Below are 15,463 nucleotides of genomic sequence, written 5' to 3'. Positions count from 1 at the left end.
CTCGGTTCAGGAGAAAGCGCGGGTTAGAAATCACGCTTGTAGAAGATATCCAGCGAACTGGCCACGCCGCTGGCTGCCTCCACATAGACCTTCTTGCTCAGCTTGTAGCGCAATGCAATGGTGCTGGCCGGTTCAAACACGCCCACGCCATAACGCAAACTGAGCTTCTCGGTAATATTGCCGCTGGCCACCACGCTGGTGGCATCGCCGCTGCCCGCCGTGTCGAGCTGGAAGTCCTGAATCCCCAGATCCTTGGCCAGACTGCTGGTGACCCCGGAACTGCCCATCAAACCCAACCCCAACGCCGCTTGCGCGAGCATGTTGTTGTCTTCGCCGTTGGTGCTCAGCGGACGGCCGAGGACCAGATACGACAGCGCCTGCTCCTGGCTCATCGCCGGTTCGGAGAAAATCTGCGTGGTCGGTTGCTCGGCGCTGCCGCTCAGGCGAATACCGGCGATCACGTCGTCGGTCTGGCGGATCGCTTCGATGTCCAGATACGGTTGATCGATGGGACCTGCGAACAGCAAACGCGCGCGGCGCACGGACAGGCGCTGCCCGTAGGCGCTGTAGCGACCGTCGTTCAGCCACAGCTCGCCACGGGTGTCCATGTTGTCGCCGATGTGCACGTGGCCTTGCACATTGGCGGTCAGACCAAAACCGGCGAAGGCGAGTTTGTCGTCCCCGACCGCCACGTCGATGTCCATTTTCATGGCCATCGGCGGTTTGCCCTGTTCAGTCTGCGCACCGACGATGATCGTGTCGTCGGAGACTTTCACCGTCGAAGGCGGCAGCTCCCGCACGGTGATTTCGCCTTTGGGCACCAGCACTTTGCCGGCAATTTTCAGCTCATCGTCGGCCATGGAGATTTTCAGATCCGGCGCCACTTCCAGCTTGGCGTACGGCTCGACGGTGACCGGCAGCTGCGTGCCTTTCAACGCCAGATCGACCACCAGTGCCTGGCCCCAGGCGACGTTACCGTTGAGGCTGCCCTGCCCGCTCTTGCCGCTTTTCCAGCCGCCGTCCAGACGCACCGTTTCGCCGGCAATCGCGGCAGTGAGTTGCAGATCCTGCAACTCCATCGGCAACTCGGCGCCGGACACTTCACCGTCGCTCAATTGCACGGTGCCGTTGACCAACGGCGCCAGCAATCCGCCGGAAATCGTACCGCTGCCGTTGAGGCGCCCGGTGAGTTTCTCGACCATCGGCACAAACGGCCGCGCCACCGACAGATCCAGGCCGGTGAGACGGAACGAGCCGCTCAGCGGTTTGTTTTTCGGCAGCGGATTGAGTTGCGCCTGCACCATCAATTCGCCGAGTTTGCCGCCGACGAAATTGAGTTCGGTGTCGACGCGTTTCGGCGTCAGTTTGCTGGTGAGTTTCAGCGTCTGGTACGGGAAGTCCAGCCACTGATCCTTGTCCTTGATGCGCAAGGTGCCGCCGCTGGCGTCGATGCTGACCACGCCGTTCGGGCCGCTGGCCGGCAGGTCCAGTTGCAGGTCGGCGTTGAGCTTGCCCTGCCAGGCGAAGTCTTTCGGCAGCCATTGCGCCAGGCTTTCGATCGGGAATTGCTTGAGGTGGTAGCGCAGTTTCGGCTCCGGCATCAGCCGTTGGTCTTCACCGCACAGGCTGGCACTGCCGGACATCCAGCAATGCGCGCCGAAGTTGATTTTGCCATCGGCGAGACGTTCGAGTTTGGCCGGATTTTGCAGTTTCCAGTCCTGGCCACCGGCCTGAATATCGCCGTTGGCCAAGCGACCGCGCCAGTTGCCCTTATCCAGATTACCGTCGAGGCCGAGGGCCAGTTTCAGCTTCGGCCCGAGCAAGTCGAGGCTGAGTTTCTGGCTCTTGATGTCGCCTTGGGCGCTGGCGGTCAGCGTGCCCAGCGAGGTGTCACCGGCCTGAATGCCGGAACCCTTGAGGTCGATTTTCGCCCGTTGCGCACTGTCGAGCGTGGCGTCGAGGTTGAGGCTTTGCAGGCGATTGTCCTGGAACGCCAGTTGCGAACCTTGCAGGCCGAGCTTGCCCTGCGGTGCTTTCAGCGTGCCGGCGACATCGACGCGGCCGTTGATCTGCCCGCGCAGCTCTGGCCAGAGCTGGGCCAGACGCGCCAGTTTGATGTCGATCTGCCCGGTGAGCCTCTGTTGCAGGCTGCCCTTGCCGCTGATGCTGTTGTCGCCGAGGCGGATTTGCAGGGCATTCAGGTTCCATTGCTCGCCGGCACCGTCAGCCTTGGCCTGGAGGATCGCCGGTTGCCCGCGCAGTTTGCCTTTGAGGTCGAGATCAGCGGTCAGGCTCAGGCGCTGGTTTTTCATCTCGCCTTTGCTTTTCAGCGGCCCGGCCAAGGTGCCCGGCAACTCAGCGACCCAGTACGCCGGGTTCAGCGCCGACAGATCCAGCGCCGTGTCCCAGGCGATGCCGTCGGCGAACTGTACGTTGACGTGACCTTCGGCCTTGCCCTGCCCGGCTTGCATTTTCAGTTGCGGCAAGGCGATCTGTTTCAGGCTGCCGCTAAACGGACTGCTCAACGTAAACGCGCCCGCCGGGCCGTCGAGTGCAGCCGCGAAGTTGCCGAGGTATTGACCGTCGGTGTAGGAGACTTCGCCATTGAAGGTACGCAAGGCGACTTGAGGCTCGTCGATTTCGTTGTAGAGCCGATGCCACGGGAAGTCCTGCCAATTGATATTGGCCTGGGCGCTGAGGCCCTTGCTCCAATCGACGCTGCCGCTGAGTTTGAGGCTTTGTTTGTCGTTGGCCGTGAGGTCGAGGCCGGCAATCTGCGCGCCGCTGGCGTCGACTTTGCCTTTGAGCAGCAGCGCCACCGGGCCCTTATCGGCCGGCAGCGTAGCGTTGCCGTTTAACTGGTAACCGTTTTTCAGGTCGCCTTCGCCGGTCAGCAGCAATTGATTGAGTTGCAGGGTGTCGGGCAGGTCGGCGCTCGGTTTGAACCCGTCGCTGGTAATGCGCAGCTTGGCCGGCAGATTTTCCACCAGTGGTTGCAACTCGCCGTTCAATTGGCCGTCGAGGTAGCCACGACTGTCGGCGTGCAGGTTGAGGGTTTTCAGCAGGTCGCCGTCGATTTTTAGCGCCAGCGTCCATGGGCCCTTATCCGGCGATGGCAACGTCAGGTCACCGGCGATGTTCAGCGGCCAGTTACCGGTCGGCGCGAGGGTGCCGGACAGGTTCAGGCTGAGGTCGTCGCGCTGCAATTTGATGCTTTCAATCTGCATGCCCTGAGCGGTCCAGTGCGCTGCCAGTTGCAAACCCTTGAGCTGTTCGCTGCCGTTGAACAGCAGACTGCCGACCTTGACGTCGCCCAGCTCAATGGCCAGCGGCAGTTGCAGGTCCGGCAATTTGATCGGACCGCTTTCGGTGGTTTCTTCGCTCGGCGGAAATTGCAGGATGACCTGATCCGCCTGAAGCTGTTCGATGCACAAGGTCATGCGCGTCAGGCACAGCGGCGACCAGGCGAAGATCGCCTGGTTCAGCTCCACCCGGCTGCTGTCCTGCTGCCACAACAGATGATCGGCACTCCATTGCCCGCCAAGACGACCGTGGAAATTGTCTACCGTCAGGCCGGGTACGAGACCCAATACCCAACGGCTGCCAGCCTGCGTGCCGAGCACGGCAGTGAGGCTCAATACAATCAACAAGACCAACGCCAATAGCGCCAGTGCCGTAATTTTCAAACCACGCTTCACAGCTCAGGCCCCATGGAAAAGTGCAGCCGGATGCCGCCATCGTCGTCGAGTGCATGGGCCAGGTCGAGGCGGATCGGCCCCACCGGCGAGACCCAGCGCACACCAATACCGACCCCGGTCTTGAGGTTCGGCAGTTCGAGTTTGTTGAAGGAATTACCCTGATCGACGAAGGTCGCCACGCGCCATTTCTCGGCGATCGAGTATTGATATTCGACGCTACCGGCGACCATGTAACGGCCCCCGATGCGATCGCCCTCGGAGTTTTTCGGCGACAGGCTCTGGTAGTCGTAACCGCGCACGCTCTGATCGCCACCGGCGAAGAAACGCAGCGACGGTGGCACCGAGTTGTAGCCGTTGGTGGCGCTGCCGCCGACCTGCACACGTCCGAGGAAGCGGTGCTTGTCGAACACCGTGGTCAAGCCTTTGACCAGCGCGGTGCCATATAAAAGGTTGTTGTCGGAACCCAGACCTTCCTTGGCCACTTTGCTTTCGAAGCTCAGGCGATAGCCGTTGCGCGGGTCGATGCGGTTGTCGCTTTTCAGGTACGAGTAACTGATGCCGGGCATCAGCAAGGTGCTCAGGCCGGAGTCGTCACCGAGTTCGTATTCTTCACGCTGCCATTTCAACGAGATCACCCGCTGCCAGCCGCTCGGCAACTTGCTGTGCCATTCCGGGCCGAAGGTCAGCAGTTTGCTCAGCGTATCGGAGCCGTCGATGTCTTCGAACTGATAGCCGCCGGCCCAACGCAGTTTGTCGGTCAGTGGCGGGTCGAGCGGAATGTCGTAGAACAGCCCGACGTTTTGTCGCGGCGTCGAGAGTTCGGCTTCCCAGCCATAACTGTCGCCTTGCGGGTTGACCCAGTGGCGCGTCCAGTTGGCCTTGATGCGCGGGCCGACGTCGGTCGAATAACCGAGGCCCAGGCCCATGGTCCGTGGCTTGCGCGTGTCGAGTTTGACATCGACCGGGATCACATCGTTTTTCGCCGCGGTCGGTGCGGCATCGACGCGCACGCCTTCAAAATAGCCGCTCGATTGCAGGTCGCGGTTGAGCTCGGCGATCAGCTCGGAATCGTACGGTTCACCTTCCTTGAACGGCACCATGCGTTGCAGCAGGTCTTCGTCGAACGGCGTGTCGCCCTCGAATTTGACTTTGCCCAGCGCATAACGCGGGCCGCTGTCGTAGATCAGTTCGACGTCGGCGACACCCGCGCGCGGGTCGACCAGGAGTTTCTGGCTGGTGAAATGGCCACTGAAGAAACCGAAGCGCGAGGCCTGATTCTGAATAAGTCTTTTGGCGTCTTCGTAACGCCCATGATTGAGCACCGCGCCGGATTTCAGCACGTCGCTTTTCGGTACACGAAAGGATTTGAGGGAGGCCGCGGGGCCGTCGACGCGGACAGTGACGTTGCGCAGGCGAATCGGCTCGCCCGGATCGATGTTCAGCACCAGGCGCGGCTTTTCACCGCCCTTGACGTCACTTTCGATCTGCGGCTGGTAGTAGCCCAACGCCTGCGCGGCTTTGCGCGCCTGCTCTTCGGCACCGCGACTGAAGCGCTGCAAGGCTTCTTCGTCACGGTCGCCGAGGCTGCCGATATAGCCTTCTATATTGGCTTTAAGTTCGTCGTTGGACGGTTTGATCCGCACGTCCAATTCACTTTGCGCCAGCGCCGCGCAGCTGGATAACAGCATGAGCACGCCACTGGTAAATCTTCCTGGAAACTTCATAGGCGCGGATGCTATCACGGGCTTGGGAGCGTGATAGAACAGGAAATTTCCCGAGAAGTTCGATTGTTATGCTGTTGCAGTTTGTAACACCTGCGGGTTGGCGTGGAAAAATACGTGTTCTCGCACCGGGCCGACGGCAACCTCGCCGATCTCCTCGTAACCCTGCCTTTTATAAAATTCCAGGTAGCGCGGGTTGCCGGTGTCGAGCACCACGCCTTGCGAAGTTTCATCGACCGCGCACCAGTTGTGTACGGCGGTCAGCAGTTGTTCGCCAAAGTGTTTGCCTTGGTACTGCGGATGAATGCCCAACAGCGGCAGCATGTGCACTGACTCGGTCGGCACACACGCGGAAACGGCATCGTGGTATTCCAGATAGCGCCGAGTGCAACGGAAACCGGTGCTGAGCACCATGCGCAAACGCCACGCCCAACTTTCGGTGATGCCCAGGCGGCGTTGCGGTGGCGCGATCAGGGCGATGCCGATCAGGCGGTCGTTGACCAGCAGGCCGATCGCCGGCAGGTCCTGGAGGAAATGCTGCTTGACCAGTTCGCGCACGGTGGCGCGAACGCGCTGTTCGTAGCCGGGACGCTCGGCTTCGAACAGATAGCCGAAGGTCGGTTCGTGGCGGTAGGCCTGATAGAGCAGCGAGCGGGCTTCGCGGGAATAACCGCGGTCGAGCATATGAATGTCGGCGATGGCGGTCTGGGTTTCAGGCATGACGGTGATTCTCCCCGGGGCGCGTGCAAATGGCGGCGCTCTTGTTGGTACGAACCTTTTGGCGGTGGGACAGTTCCCCACAGGTATAGACCAAGCTTGGATCTTCATCGACCGGGCGGACCTCATCGCTGGCAAGCCAGCTCCCACAGGATTCGCGTCGGACACAACATCCCCAATCACCACAAAAAACTGTGGGAGCTGGCTTGCCAGCGATGAGGCCGGTACAGACACCACCAATCCCACAGCCAAAAATGATTTCTCCCACCCCACACTGGCCCATTTCCCCCCTGTCAGCTAGCATCGCCCTTTTGCCAGGACTGCCGACCATGAAGATCGTTTCCTTCAACATCAACGGACTGCGCGCCCGTCCGCATCAGCTGGCAGCGCTGATCGAAAAACACCAGCCGGACGTTATCGGCCTGCAGGAAACCAAGGTCCACGACGACCAGTTCCCGCTCGAAGAAGTCCGCGCCCTCGGCTACCACATGTATTTCCACGGCCAGAAAGGTCATTACGGCGTGGCCATGCTCTCGCGCCAGGAACCGATCGCCATTCACAAAGGTTTCGCCACCGATGAAGAAGACGCCCAGCGCCGCTTTATCTGGGGCACCTTCGCCGACGCCAATGGCGTACCGGTAACGATCATGAACGGCTATTTCCCTCAGGGCGAAAGCCGCGACCACCCGACCAAGTTTCCCGCCAAGCAGCGTTTCTACAGCGACCTGCAAGCGTTGCTGGAAAGCCAGTTCCACAACGAACAGCCCGTGGTGGTGATGGGCGATGTAAACATTTCCCCGGAAGACTGCGACATCGGCATCGGCCCGGACAACATGAAGCGCTGGCTGAAAACCGGCAAATGCAGCTTCCTGCCGGAAGAACGCGAGTGGATGGCGCGTTTGAAGAACTGGGGCCTGACGGACAGTTATCGCCACCTGAACCCGGACGTGACCGACATGTTCAGTTGGTTCGACTACCGCAGCCGTGGGTTTGAGGACGAGCCGAAACGCGGGTTGCGCATTGATGTGATTCTGGCGTCGCACGGTTTGTTGCCGCGGGTGAAGGCTGCGGGCGTGGACTATGAATTGCGCGGGATGGAGAAGCCGTCCGACCATGCGCCGATCTGGCTTGAACTGGCCTGATACTCGAAACACCTGAGCCCCATATGGCTATGGGGTTCTTTACTCAGATGACCTGAATTGGGTGGTCAGTAGAAGTACCTGTGGCGAGGGGATTTATCCCCGATGGGGTGCGAAGCGCCCCCAAATTCTTCCTGTTAAACCGCATTCACAGGTTTTGGGTCGGCTTCGCCAACCATCGGGGATAAATCCCCTCGCCACAAAAGCCTTTTCACATTTAGATCGCTGTCATCTTCAAGTAACTTTTCTGACTTAATCTCCCCGGCAATCCCCTTGGCTTGACTCGGTGCCGGCATGACCCTGCGTGTTCTGTTCGTTTTTCTGCTGAGCGCATGGCTGACGGTGTCTGCCGCCGGTTTGCCGGTGCCGGACGACGGCCCGGCGTTGCGCATTCAAGGTTCCAACACCATCGGCGCCGAACTCGGCCCGGCGCTGGTCGAAGGTTTGCTACAGGAACAGGGCCTGCTGAAAATCCACCGCGAAACCCCGGACACCGCCAACGAGCAGCGCATTGTCGGCCAGACCGCGCAAGGCAAACGCGTGGTCATCGAAGTCGCCGCCCACGGCTCCAGCACTGGTTTCACCGCGTTGAAAAATGCCAGCGCCGACTTGGCCGCCTCTTCCCGTGAAATCAAGGACAACGAGTTGCTCAGCCTGCAATCGCTGGGCGATCTGAAAAGCCCCGCCGCCGAGCAAGTCATCGCCATTGATGGCCTGGCGATCATCCTCCATCCCGACAATCCGCTGCAGCAACTGGACACCGAGCAACTGGCGCGGATCTTTAGTGGTGAGGTAAAAACCTGGGAAGACCTCGGCGGGCGTGGCGGTGCGATTCATTTATATGCACGCGATGATCAGTCCGGTACGTACGACACGTTTAAAGAGTTGGTGCTTAGTCGTCGTGGGAAAAGTCTCAGTAGCGCGGCGAAAAGGTTTGAGTCCAGCGAGCAATTGTCCGACGCAGTGAGCAGCGATCCGCTGGGCATCGGTTTTATCGGTTTGCCCTACGTGCGTCAGGCCAAAGCTGTGGCGATTGCCGACGGCGCGTCGCAATCGATGCTGCCGCTTAACAGTCTGATCGCCACTGAAGACTATCCACTGTCACGGCGGTTGTTCTTCTATCTGCCGCCTGCCGCTGACAACCCGTGGGCGAAAGCGCTGGTGACGTTTGCACAAAGCCGCCAGGGCCAGGAGATTGTCGCGCGCAGTGGCTTCATCAGTCAGACCGTGCACGCCATGTCCGTCGCGCCGAATGCGCTGATGCCCGAGGGTTATCAATCCCTCAGCCGTCACGCCCAGCGTCTGACAGTCAACTTCCGTTTTGAAGAGGGCAGCGCGAGTCTGGACAACAAGGCGCGTCAGGATCTGGCGCGGGTGTTCGACTATATAAAGCGCCACGACAAGACCGAGCGTGCGGTGACGCTGGTGGGTTTCGGCGATCTCAAGGACGACCCGGCACGCGCGGATCTGCTGTCGAAGCTGCGGGCGATGGCCGTGCGGCGGGAGCTGGTGAAGAACGGCGTGGTGCTGCGTGAGGTTCGCGGCTTTGGCGCGTTGATGCCAGTGGCGGCGAACAATGCGGATGAGGGGCGGATCAAGAATCGCCGGGTTGAGGTTTGGGTGTATTGAGCCTGATGTTGATGGGTTGCACCTGCTGACGCCATCGCTGGCAAGCCAGCTCCCACAGATTTCTCTGGTGTTCACAAAATTTGTGTTCACTGGAGGTCCCTGTGGGAGCTGGCTTGCCAGCGATGAACGCTAACGCGGTGTTGGATCAGCGTTCGCTGCGCAGCATTTCCTTCGGCACATATTTGCCGATCTCGAACTTGCCGATTGCCGCGCGGTGTACTTCGTCCGGTCCATCGGCCAGGCGCAGCGTACGTTGCATGGCGTACATGTAGGCCAGCGGGAAATCATTCGACACCCCTGCCCCGCCATGCATCTGGATCGCCCGGTCGATCACCCGCAACGCGACGTTCGGCGCAACCACCTTGATCTGCGCGATCTCGCTCTTCGCCACTTTATTACCCACGGTGTCCATCATGTACGCCGCTTTCAGCGTCAGCAGGCGCGCCATGTCGATCTCCATCCGCGAGTCGGCGATCTTGTCGACGTTGCCGCCCAGACGTGCCAGCGGTTTGCCGAATGCGGTACGGCTCACCGCACGTTTGCACATCAATTCCAATGCGCGCTCGGCCATGCCGATTGAACGCATGCAGTGGTGAATTCGACCCGGGCCGAGACGACCTTGTGCGATTTCAAAGCCGCGTCCTTCACCGAGCAGGACGTTTTCGTACGGCACACGCACGTTGTCGAACAGCACTTCGGCGTGGCCGTGCGGGGCGTCGTCGTAACCGAACACCGGCAACGGGCGGACGATTTTCACGCCGGGAGTGTCAACCGGCACAAGGATCATCGAGTGCTGGGCGTGACGTGGCGCATCGGGATCGCTGAGGCCCATGAAGATGAGGATCTTGCAGCGTGGATCGCAGGCGCCGGAGGTCCACCATTTTTTACCGTTGATCACCCACTCGTCGCCGTCACGCACGGCGCGTGCGGCCATGTTGGTGGCGTCTGAGGACGCTACATCCGGTTCAGTCATGGCGAACGCCGAACGGATCTCGCCGCGCAGCAGCGGTTCGAGCCAGCGCTGTTTCTGCTCTTCGTTGGCGTAGCGCACCAGCACTTCCATGTTGCCGGTGTCCGGCGCCGAGCAGTTGAACGGCTCAGGCCCGAGCAGCGAGCGACCCATGATTTCCGCCAGTGGCGCGTATTCGAGGTTGGTCAGGCCGGCACCCAGTTCCGATTCCGGCAGAAACAGATTCCACAGGCCTTCGGCTTTGGCGCGGGCTTTGAGCTCTTCCATGATCGCCGTCGGCTGCCAGCGATCGCCTTCGGTAACCTGGCGCTCGAACACGGCTTCGGCCGGGTAAACGTAAGTGTCCATGAACGCGGTTACGCGCTCACGCAGTTCTTGCACCTTGGGCGAATAAGCGAAATCCATGAGCAGCTCCCGATGGTTAAGGCAGTTCTTCAGCAGAGGTTGTTTAAGCCATGCAATCGATGCTAGAACAGCGCTGATAATTTACCTAGCCTATTCTCGGCGTGTATAAACATTCATCACCGATATATGATCCACTGATCGTCAGCCCCTAAACACCGCCCTTAAAAACAAGAGAAGCCGCGTTATGAATCTGAGTAAGGTCGACCTCAACCTTTTCATCGTCTTCGACGCGATCTATACCGAAGCCAACCTGACCCGCGCCGGGCAGATTGTCGGCATCACCCAGCCGGCGGTGTCCAACGCCCTGGCGCGGTTGCGCGAAACCTTCAACGATCCGCTGTTCGTGCGTACCGCGCAGGGCATGGTGCCGACGCCGATGGCGCAGAACATCATCGGCCCGGTGCGCAACGCGCTGTCGTTGCTGCGCGTGTCGGTTCAGGAAAGCCGCATTTTCAACCCGACGCAGGCGGTCAAGACTTACCGCATCAGCATGACCGACCTCACCGAGGCAGTGATTCTGCCGCCGCTGTTCCAGCGCCTGCGTCGCCTCGCGCCGACGGTAATCATCGAAAGCTTCTTGTCCAAACGCCGTGAGACCACCAAGGAACTCGCGGCCGGGCGTCTGGATTTTGCCGTGGATGCGCCGCTCAACACCGACCCGCAAGTGCGCCACGTCAAGCTGATGGAAGACCGTTACGTATGTGCGATGCGCAAGGGGCATCCGATGGCGGGCAAGGAAAAGCTCTCGCTGGATGATTATCTGTCGCTGACGCATATCCATATTTCCAGCCGGCGCAGTGGTCTGGGGTATGTCGATCTGGCGCTGGGCAAAATGGGCATTCAGCGCAAGATTGCCCTGCGTTCGCAGCACTATTTGATGGCGTCGCAGGTGATGCAGCAGACCGATATGGTCATGACCGTGCCGGAGCGCTTTGCCCGGCGGCATGAGCTGCAGGCGTTTAATCTGCCGGTGAATGATGTGCCGCCGGTGGAGACGCATCTGTATTGGCATGAAAGCACTGACCAGGATCCGGCGAATCGCTGGATGCGCGAGCAGATGATTGAGTTGTGCCAGCAGGTGACGGCGCAGGAGAAGAAGCTGGATAAGCAGGTGGTTTGAGGAAAGATCAAAAGATCGCAGCCTTCGGCAGCTCCTACATTTGGAGTGCGTTTTACTGTAGGAGCTGCCGAAGGCTGCGATCTTTTTCTTGCTTGACGTAAACGTCAACCTGCCATTAGCTTAGCGCCAAGACCTTTTGCCGAGCGCGCCCATGAGCAGCCAGACCTACAGCATTTCCGACCTCGCCCGCGAGCTGGACATCACCACCCGGGCGATCCGCTTTTATGAAGAGCAAGGCCTGCTCAGTCCTGAGCGCCGTGGCCAGGAACGCATCTATTCGCCGCGCGACAAGGTCAGTCTGAAGCTGATCCTGCGTGGCAAGCGCATTGGCTTCTCGCTGGCCGAATGCCGCGAACTGATCGAACTCTACGACCCGTCCAGCGGTAACACCAAGCAACTCAACAGCATGCTGGCGAAAATCGCCGAGCGCCGCGAACAGCTTGAGCAGCAGTTGCTGGATATCGAACAGATGAAACTTGAACTCGATACCGCCGAAGAGCGCTGCGTGCAGGCGCTGGAGCAAACCCTCAAGAGCCAGCAAGTAGCGCAGTAATTCGACACGACTCCTCCCCTGTGGGAGCGGGCTTGCCCGCGATGAGGCCGGAACATCCAGCATTGATGTTGACTGACCCGACGCCATCGCGGGCAAGCCCGCTCCCACTGGGTTCTCCATGAATTCAAGATAATCAGCAGGTCAACCGCCATGTCCCTCCCCTCCCAAGTACGCCTGATCGAAGTCGGCCCGCGCGATGGCCTGCAGAATGAAGCCCAACCGATCAGCGTCGCCGACAAGGTGCAACTGGTCGATGCCCTCAGCGCCGCTGGTCTTGGCTATATAGAAGTCGGCAGTTTCGTTTCGCCCAAGTGGGTGCCGCAGATGGCCGGTTCCGCTGAAGTGTTCGCGCAGATCCAGCGCAAACCCGGCGTGACCTACGGCGCTTTGGCGCCGAACCTGCGCGGCTTTGAAGATGCGATCGCCGCCGGGGTCAAGGAAGTGGCGGTGTTCGCCGCCGCGTCCGAAGCCTTTTCGCAGCGCAATATCAATTGCTCGATCAGCGAGAGCCTGGCGCGCTTTGCGCCGATCATGGAAGCGGCGAAGCAACACGGCGTTACCGTGCGCGGTTACGTGTCCTGTGTGCTCGGCTGCCCGTACGAAGGCACGGTCGCGCCAGAGCAAGTGGCGATGGTCGCGCGCGAGCTGTACGCGATGGGCTGCTACGAAGTTTCGCTGGGCGACACCATCGGCACCGGCACCGCTGGCGCGACTCGGCGGTTGTTTGAAGTGGTTGCGGCGCAGGTACCACGGGACAAACTCGCCGGGCATTTCCATGACACCTACGGCCAGGCCATGGCCAATATCTACGCCAGCCTGCTCGAAGGCATTTCCGTGTTCGACAGCTCTATCGCGGGCCTTGGCGGCTGTCCGTACGCCAAAGGTGCGAGCGGTAACGTTGCGACTGAAGATGTGGTGTACCTGCTCAACGGCCTCGGCATCGACACAGGAATCGACCTGGACGCCTTGATTGCCGCGGGTCAGCAGATCAGCGCGGTGCTCGGCCGCCCGAGCGGTTCGCGCGTGGCCAAGGCTCGTAGCGCACAGTGAGGGTAGAAGGTGTTACCGCTGTGTCTGGAATGTGGGGCTCAAGCGAGTAACACGGAAACAAATTGTCTGGTTTCGTCTGAAGGAAAAATCTCAGAAATTATTAAGCTATTGATTTATAAGGTTTTTTAAAAGTTGGCACGGCTTCTGCTATCTCTATGGCATAACAAGAATAAAAAGCAGCAAACCAATAAAAATAAGACGTACCGACTCTGACATAACAAAAACAACACGGCAGAGACGCAGCTAACAGATTTTTTTGGAGAAGGTGTGCTTTTCAGGGTGCTCTCAAGAGTGACCCGCAACCGGGCAGAGAACAATAAAACTACCTTCAGGTAGCTCCCGAATCGGTTGGATCGTTAACGAGAAAGCAGATCAGCGCTCAAAAAAATACGTTTGCTCTTGACCCCGGATGGGGGTCGCCAAAAACAGCGGTAAAGGGCCACGGTTGCCAAAAACAACAACAGACCGACCCTCAATAATAAAAAAGAGCACGCGACGACAAAATTAAAGGGGAGCTTCGGCTCCCCTTTGTGCTTTCTGCAATTCCCGAAACCATACAAAACCCTGTGGGAGCTGGCTTGCCAGCGATTGCGGTGGATCATCAACATAGATGCTGCCTGACCTGACGCCATCGCTGGCAAGCCAGCTCCCACAGGGTTGTGGTTACCGCTCGATTGTTTTGATTTCCTCGATGCTGATTTCGCGCATCCTGAATTTCTGGATCTTGCCCGTCACCGTCATCGGAAACTCTTCGACGAACTTGAAGTGCCGGGGCGTCTTGAAGTGTGCGATGCGTTCCTTGCACCAGGTTTGCAACTCCAGCTCGGAGGCGTTGTGACCGGGGTGGAATTTGATCCAGGCAACAATCTCCTCGCCGTAACGCGAACACGGAATACCGATCACCTGCACGTCCGCCACCGCCGGATGGGTGAAGAAAAACTCCTCCAGCTCACGCGGATAAACATTCTCGCCGCCACGAATGATCATGTCCTTATTACGCCCGGCGATGTTGACGTAACCCTCCTCGTTCATACTCGCCAGATCGCCGGTGTGCATCCATCCGGCCTCATCGATGGCTTCAGCGGTGGCTTGCGGATTGCTCCAGTAGCCGAGCATCACGCTGTAACCCCGAGTGCAGAGTTCACCGATGGTTCCGCGCGGCACGAGGTTGCCGGCCTCGTCGATGATCTTGCTTTCCAGTTGCGGCTGCGTGCGGCCGACCGTGGTCACGCGTAATTCCAGTTCATCGTTCGGACCGGTTTGCAGCGACACCGGGCTGGTTTCGGTCATGCCGTAGGCGATTTGCACTTCGCTCATGTGCATTTCGCTGATGACCCGGCGCATCACTTCAATCGGGCAGGTGGCGCCGGCCATGATCCCGGTGCGCAGGCTCGACAGATCGAACTCGGCGCGTTGCGGCTGATCGAGCATGGCGATGAACATGGTCGGCACGCCATACAGCCCGGTGGCTTTTTCCTCGGCGACGGTTTGCAGGGTCAGCAACGGATCGAAGGCGTCGTTGGGGTAAATCATCGTGCTGCCGTGGGTGATGCAGCCGAGGTTGCCCATGACCATGCCGAAGCAGTGGTACAGCGGCACCGGGATCACCAGACGATCGCGAGGAGTCAGGCCGATGCTTTCACCGACCATGTAACCGTTATTGAGGATGTTGTAGTGGCTGAGGGTCGCGCCCTTGGGGAAACCGGTGGTGCCGGAAGTGTATTGAATGTTTACCGGTTGATCGAAGTGCAGGCTGTCGCTGCGTTCGCTGAGTTGTTCTGCGGTAACGCTGGCGGCCATGTCGGTCAATTGCGACCACGGCAGGAAACCTGATGGCGGTTGCGCGTCGAGGCTGATCACCCCACGCAACTCCGGCAGGCGCTCGCTGCGCAGTTGGCCAATGGATTGTTCGGCCAGTTCCGGCACCAGCCCTTGCAACATGCCGTGGTAGTTGGAGGATTTGAACGCCCCGGCGCAGACCAGCCATTGGCAGCCGGATTGTTTGAGCACGTATTCCAGTTCGGAACTGCGGTAGGCCGGGTTGACGTTGACCAGAATCACGCCGATTTTCGCCGTGGCGAACTGGGTGATGCACCACTGCGCGCAGTTCGGTGCCCAGATGCCGAGACGGTCGCCGGCCTGTAAACCCAGGGCGAGCAGCGCTCGTGCGTGCAGATCCACCGCGTCGGCCAGTTGTCGCCAGGAATAGCGCAGTCGCTGATGGCGCACGACCAGCGCTTCACCGTCGGGGTATTGCGCCACCGTCTGATCGAACTTCTGCCCGATGGTCATCGCCAACAAGGCTTTGTCTTGTGAACCACGGGTGTAGCTGCGCTGCGGGTTTGCACTGGGTTGATCCATGACGACCCCTATTGTCTTTATTAGTGGGTTTACCGGATTGCACTTTTTGTGGAGATCTTTGTGGTTGGCTTTTGTGGCGAGGGGATTTATCCCCGTTGGG

At 59.7% G+C, this 15,463-nt stretch carries 10 protein-coding genes; 5 read left to right on the top strand and 5 right to left on the bottom strand.

Translation table 11 applies throughout. The features are described from left to right. Positions 1-23: 23 nt before the first annotated feature. The 3 genes from ACQ4MY_RS13255 to ACQ4MY_RS13245 form a co-directional block, all read right to left on the bottom strand. Positions 24-3,698: a translocation/assembly module TamB domain-containing protein gene (locus tag ACQ4MY_RS13255; RefSeq protein WP_440095417.1), complete on the bottom strand. Its 3,675-nt coding sequence runs from the start codon at positions 3,696-3,698 to the stop codon at positions 24-26. Continuing rightward, positions 3,695-5,422 carry an autotransporter assembly complex protein TamA gene (locus ACQ4MY_RS13250; RefSeq protein WP_440095416.1) on the bottom strand — a complete coding sequence of 576 codons (1,728 nt, stop codon included), beginning with the start codon at positions 5,420-5,422 and terminating at the stop codon, positions 3,695-3,697. Before ACQ4MY_RS13250 ends, ACQ4MY_RS13255 begins: the two co-directional genes overlap by 4 nt. Before the next feature lie 66 nt (positions 5,423-5,488). After that, on the bottom strand, positions 5,489-6,139 hold the full coding sequence (locus ACQ4MY_RS13245) for a GNAT family N-acetyltransferase (protein ID WP_008082105.1): 651 nt from the start codon (positions 6,137-6,139) through the stop codon (positions 5,489-5,491). Between the two features lie 326 nt (positions 6,140-6,465). Between ACQ4MY_RS13245 and xthA the strand changes: the two genes are divergently transcribed. Further along, positions 6,466-7,278 carry an exodeoxyribonuclease III gene (gene xthA / locus ACQ4MY_RS13240; protein WP_440095415.1) on the top strand — a complete coding sequence of 271 codons (813 nt, stop codon included), beginning with the start codon at positions 6,466-6,468 and terminating at the stop codon, positions 7,276-7,278. Between the two features lie 291 nt (positions 7,279-7,569). Further along, positions 7,570-8,904: a substrate-binding domain-containing protein gene (locus ACQ4MY_RS13235; RefSeq protein ID WP_440095414.1), complete on the top strand. Its 1,335-nt coding sequence runs from the start codon at positions 7,570-7,572 to the stop codon at positions 8,902-8,904. Positions 8,905-9,049: 145 nt separating this feature from the next. Here the strand turns inward: ACQ4MY_RS13235 and ACQ4MY_RS13230 are convergent, their stop codons facing one another. Continuing rightward, complete coding sequence (locus tag ACQ4MY_RS13230) at positions 9,050-10,279, bottom strand: acyl-CoA dehydrogenase (RefSeq protein ID WP_440095413.1); 1,230 nt, start codon at positions 10,277-10,279, stop codon at positions 9,050-9,052. 184 nt (positions 10,280-10,463) lie between these two features. On the opposite strand from ACQ4MY_RS13230, the gene ACQ4MY_RS13225 reads away from it, so the two are divergent. The 3 genes from ACQ4MY_RS13225 (at position 10,464) to ACQ4MY_RS13215 (ending at position 13,002) form a co-directional block, all read left to right on the top strand. Then, positions 10,464-11,399, top strand: a complete 936-nt coding sequence (locus tag ACQ4MY_RS13225; protein ID WP_008082101.1) for a LysR family transcriptional regulator — start codon at positions 10,464-10,466, stop codon at positions 11,397-11,399. A 151-nt stretch (positions 11,400-11,550) separates the two neighbouring features. Beyond that, on the top strand, positions 11,551-11,952 hold the full coding sequence (locus ACQ4MY_RS13220) for a MerR family transcriptional regulator (RefSeq protein ID WP_008082100.1): 402 nt from the start codon (positions 11,551-11,553) through the stop codon (positions 11,950-11,952). Between the two features lie 150 nt (positions 11,953-12,102). Then, on the top strand, positions 12,103-13,002 hold the full coding sequence (locus ACQ4MY_RS13215; protein ID WP_440095412.1) for a hydroxymethylglutaryl-CoA lyase: 900 nt from the start codon (positions 12,103-12,105) through the stop codon (positions 13,000-13,002). A gap of 663 nt (positions 13,003-13,665) precedes the next feature. Here the strand turns inward: ACQ4MY_RS13215 and ACQ4MY_RS13210 are convergent. Then, the gene (locus ACQ4MY_RS13210) at positions 13,666-15,363 is read right to left on the bottom strand and encodes an AMP-binding protein (protein ID WP_440095411.1); all 1,698 of its coding nucleotides are present in this window, start codon (positions 15,361-15,363) and stop codon (positions 13,666-13,668) included. Positions 15,364-15,463: the final 100 nt, after the last annotated feature.

It is taken from the genome of Pseudomonas sp. SM4 (genome assembly GCF_051913165.1).
Taxonomy (GTDB): domain Bacteria; phylum Pseudomonadota; class Gammaproteobacteria; order Pseudomonadales; family Pseudomonadaceae; genus Aquipseudomonas.
Note: the sequence above shows the minus strand (reverse complement) of the source record. Positions and strands in the feature narration are given on the sequence as shown.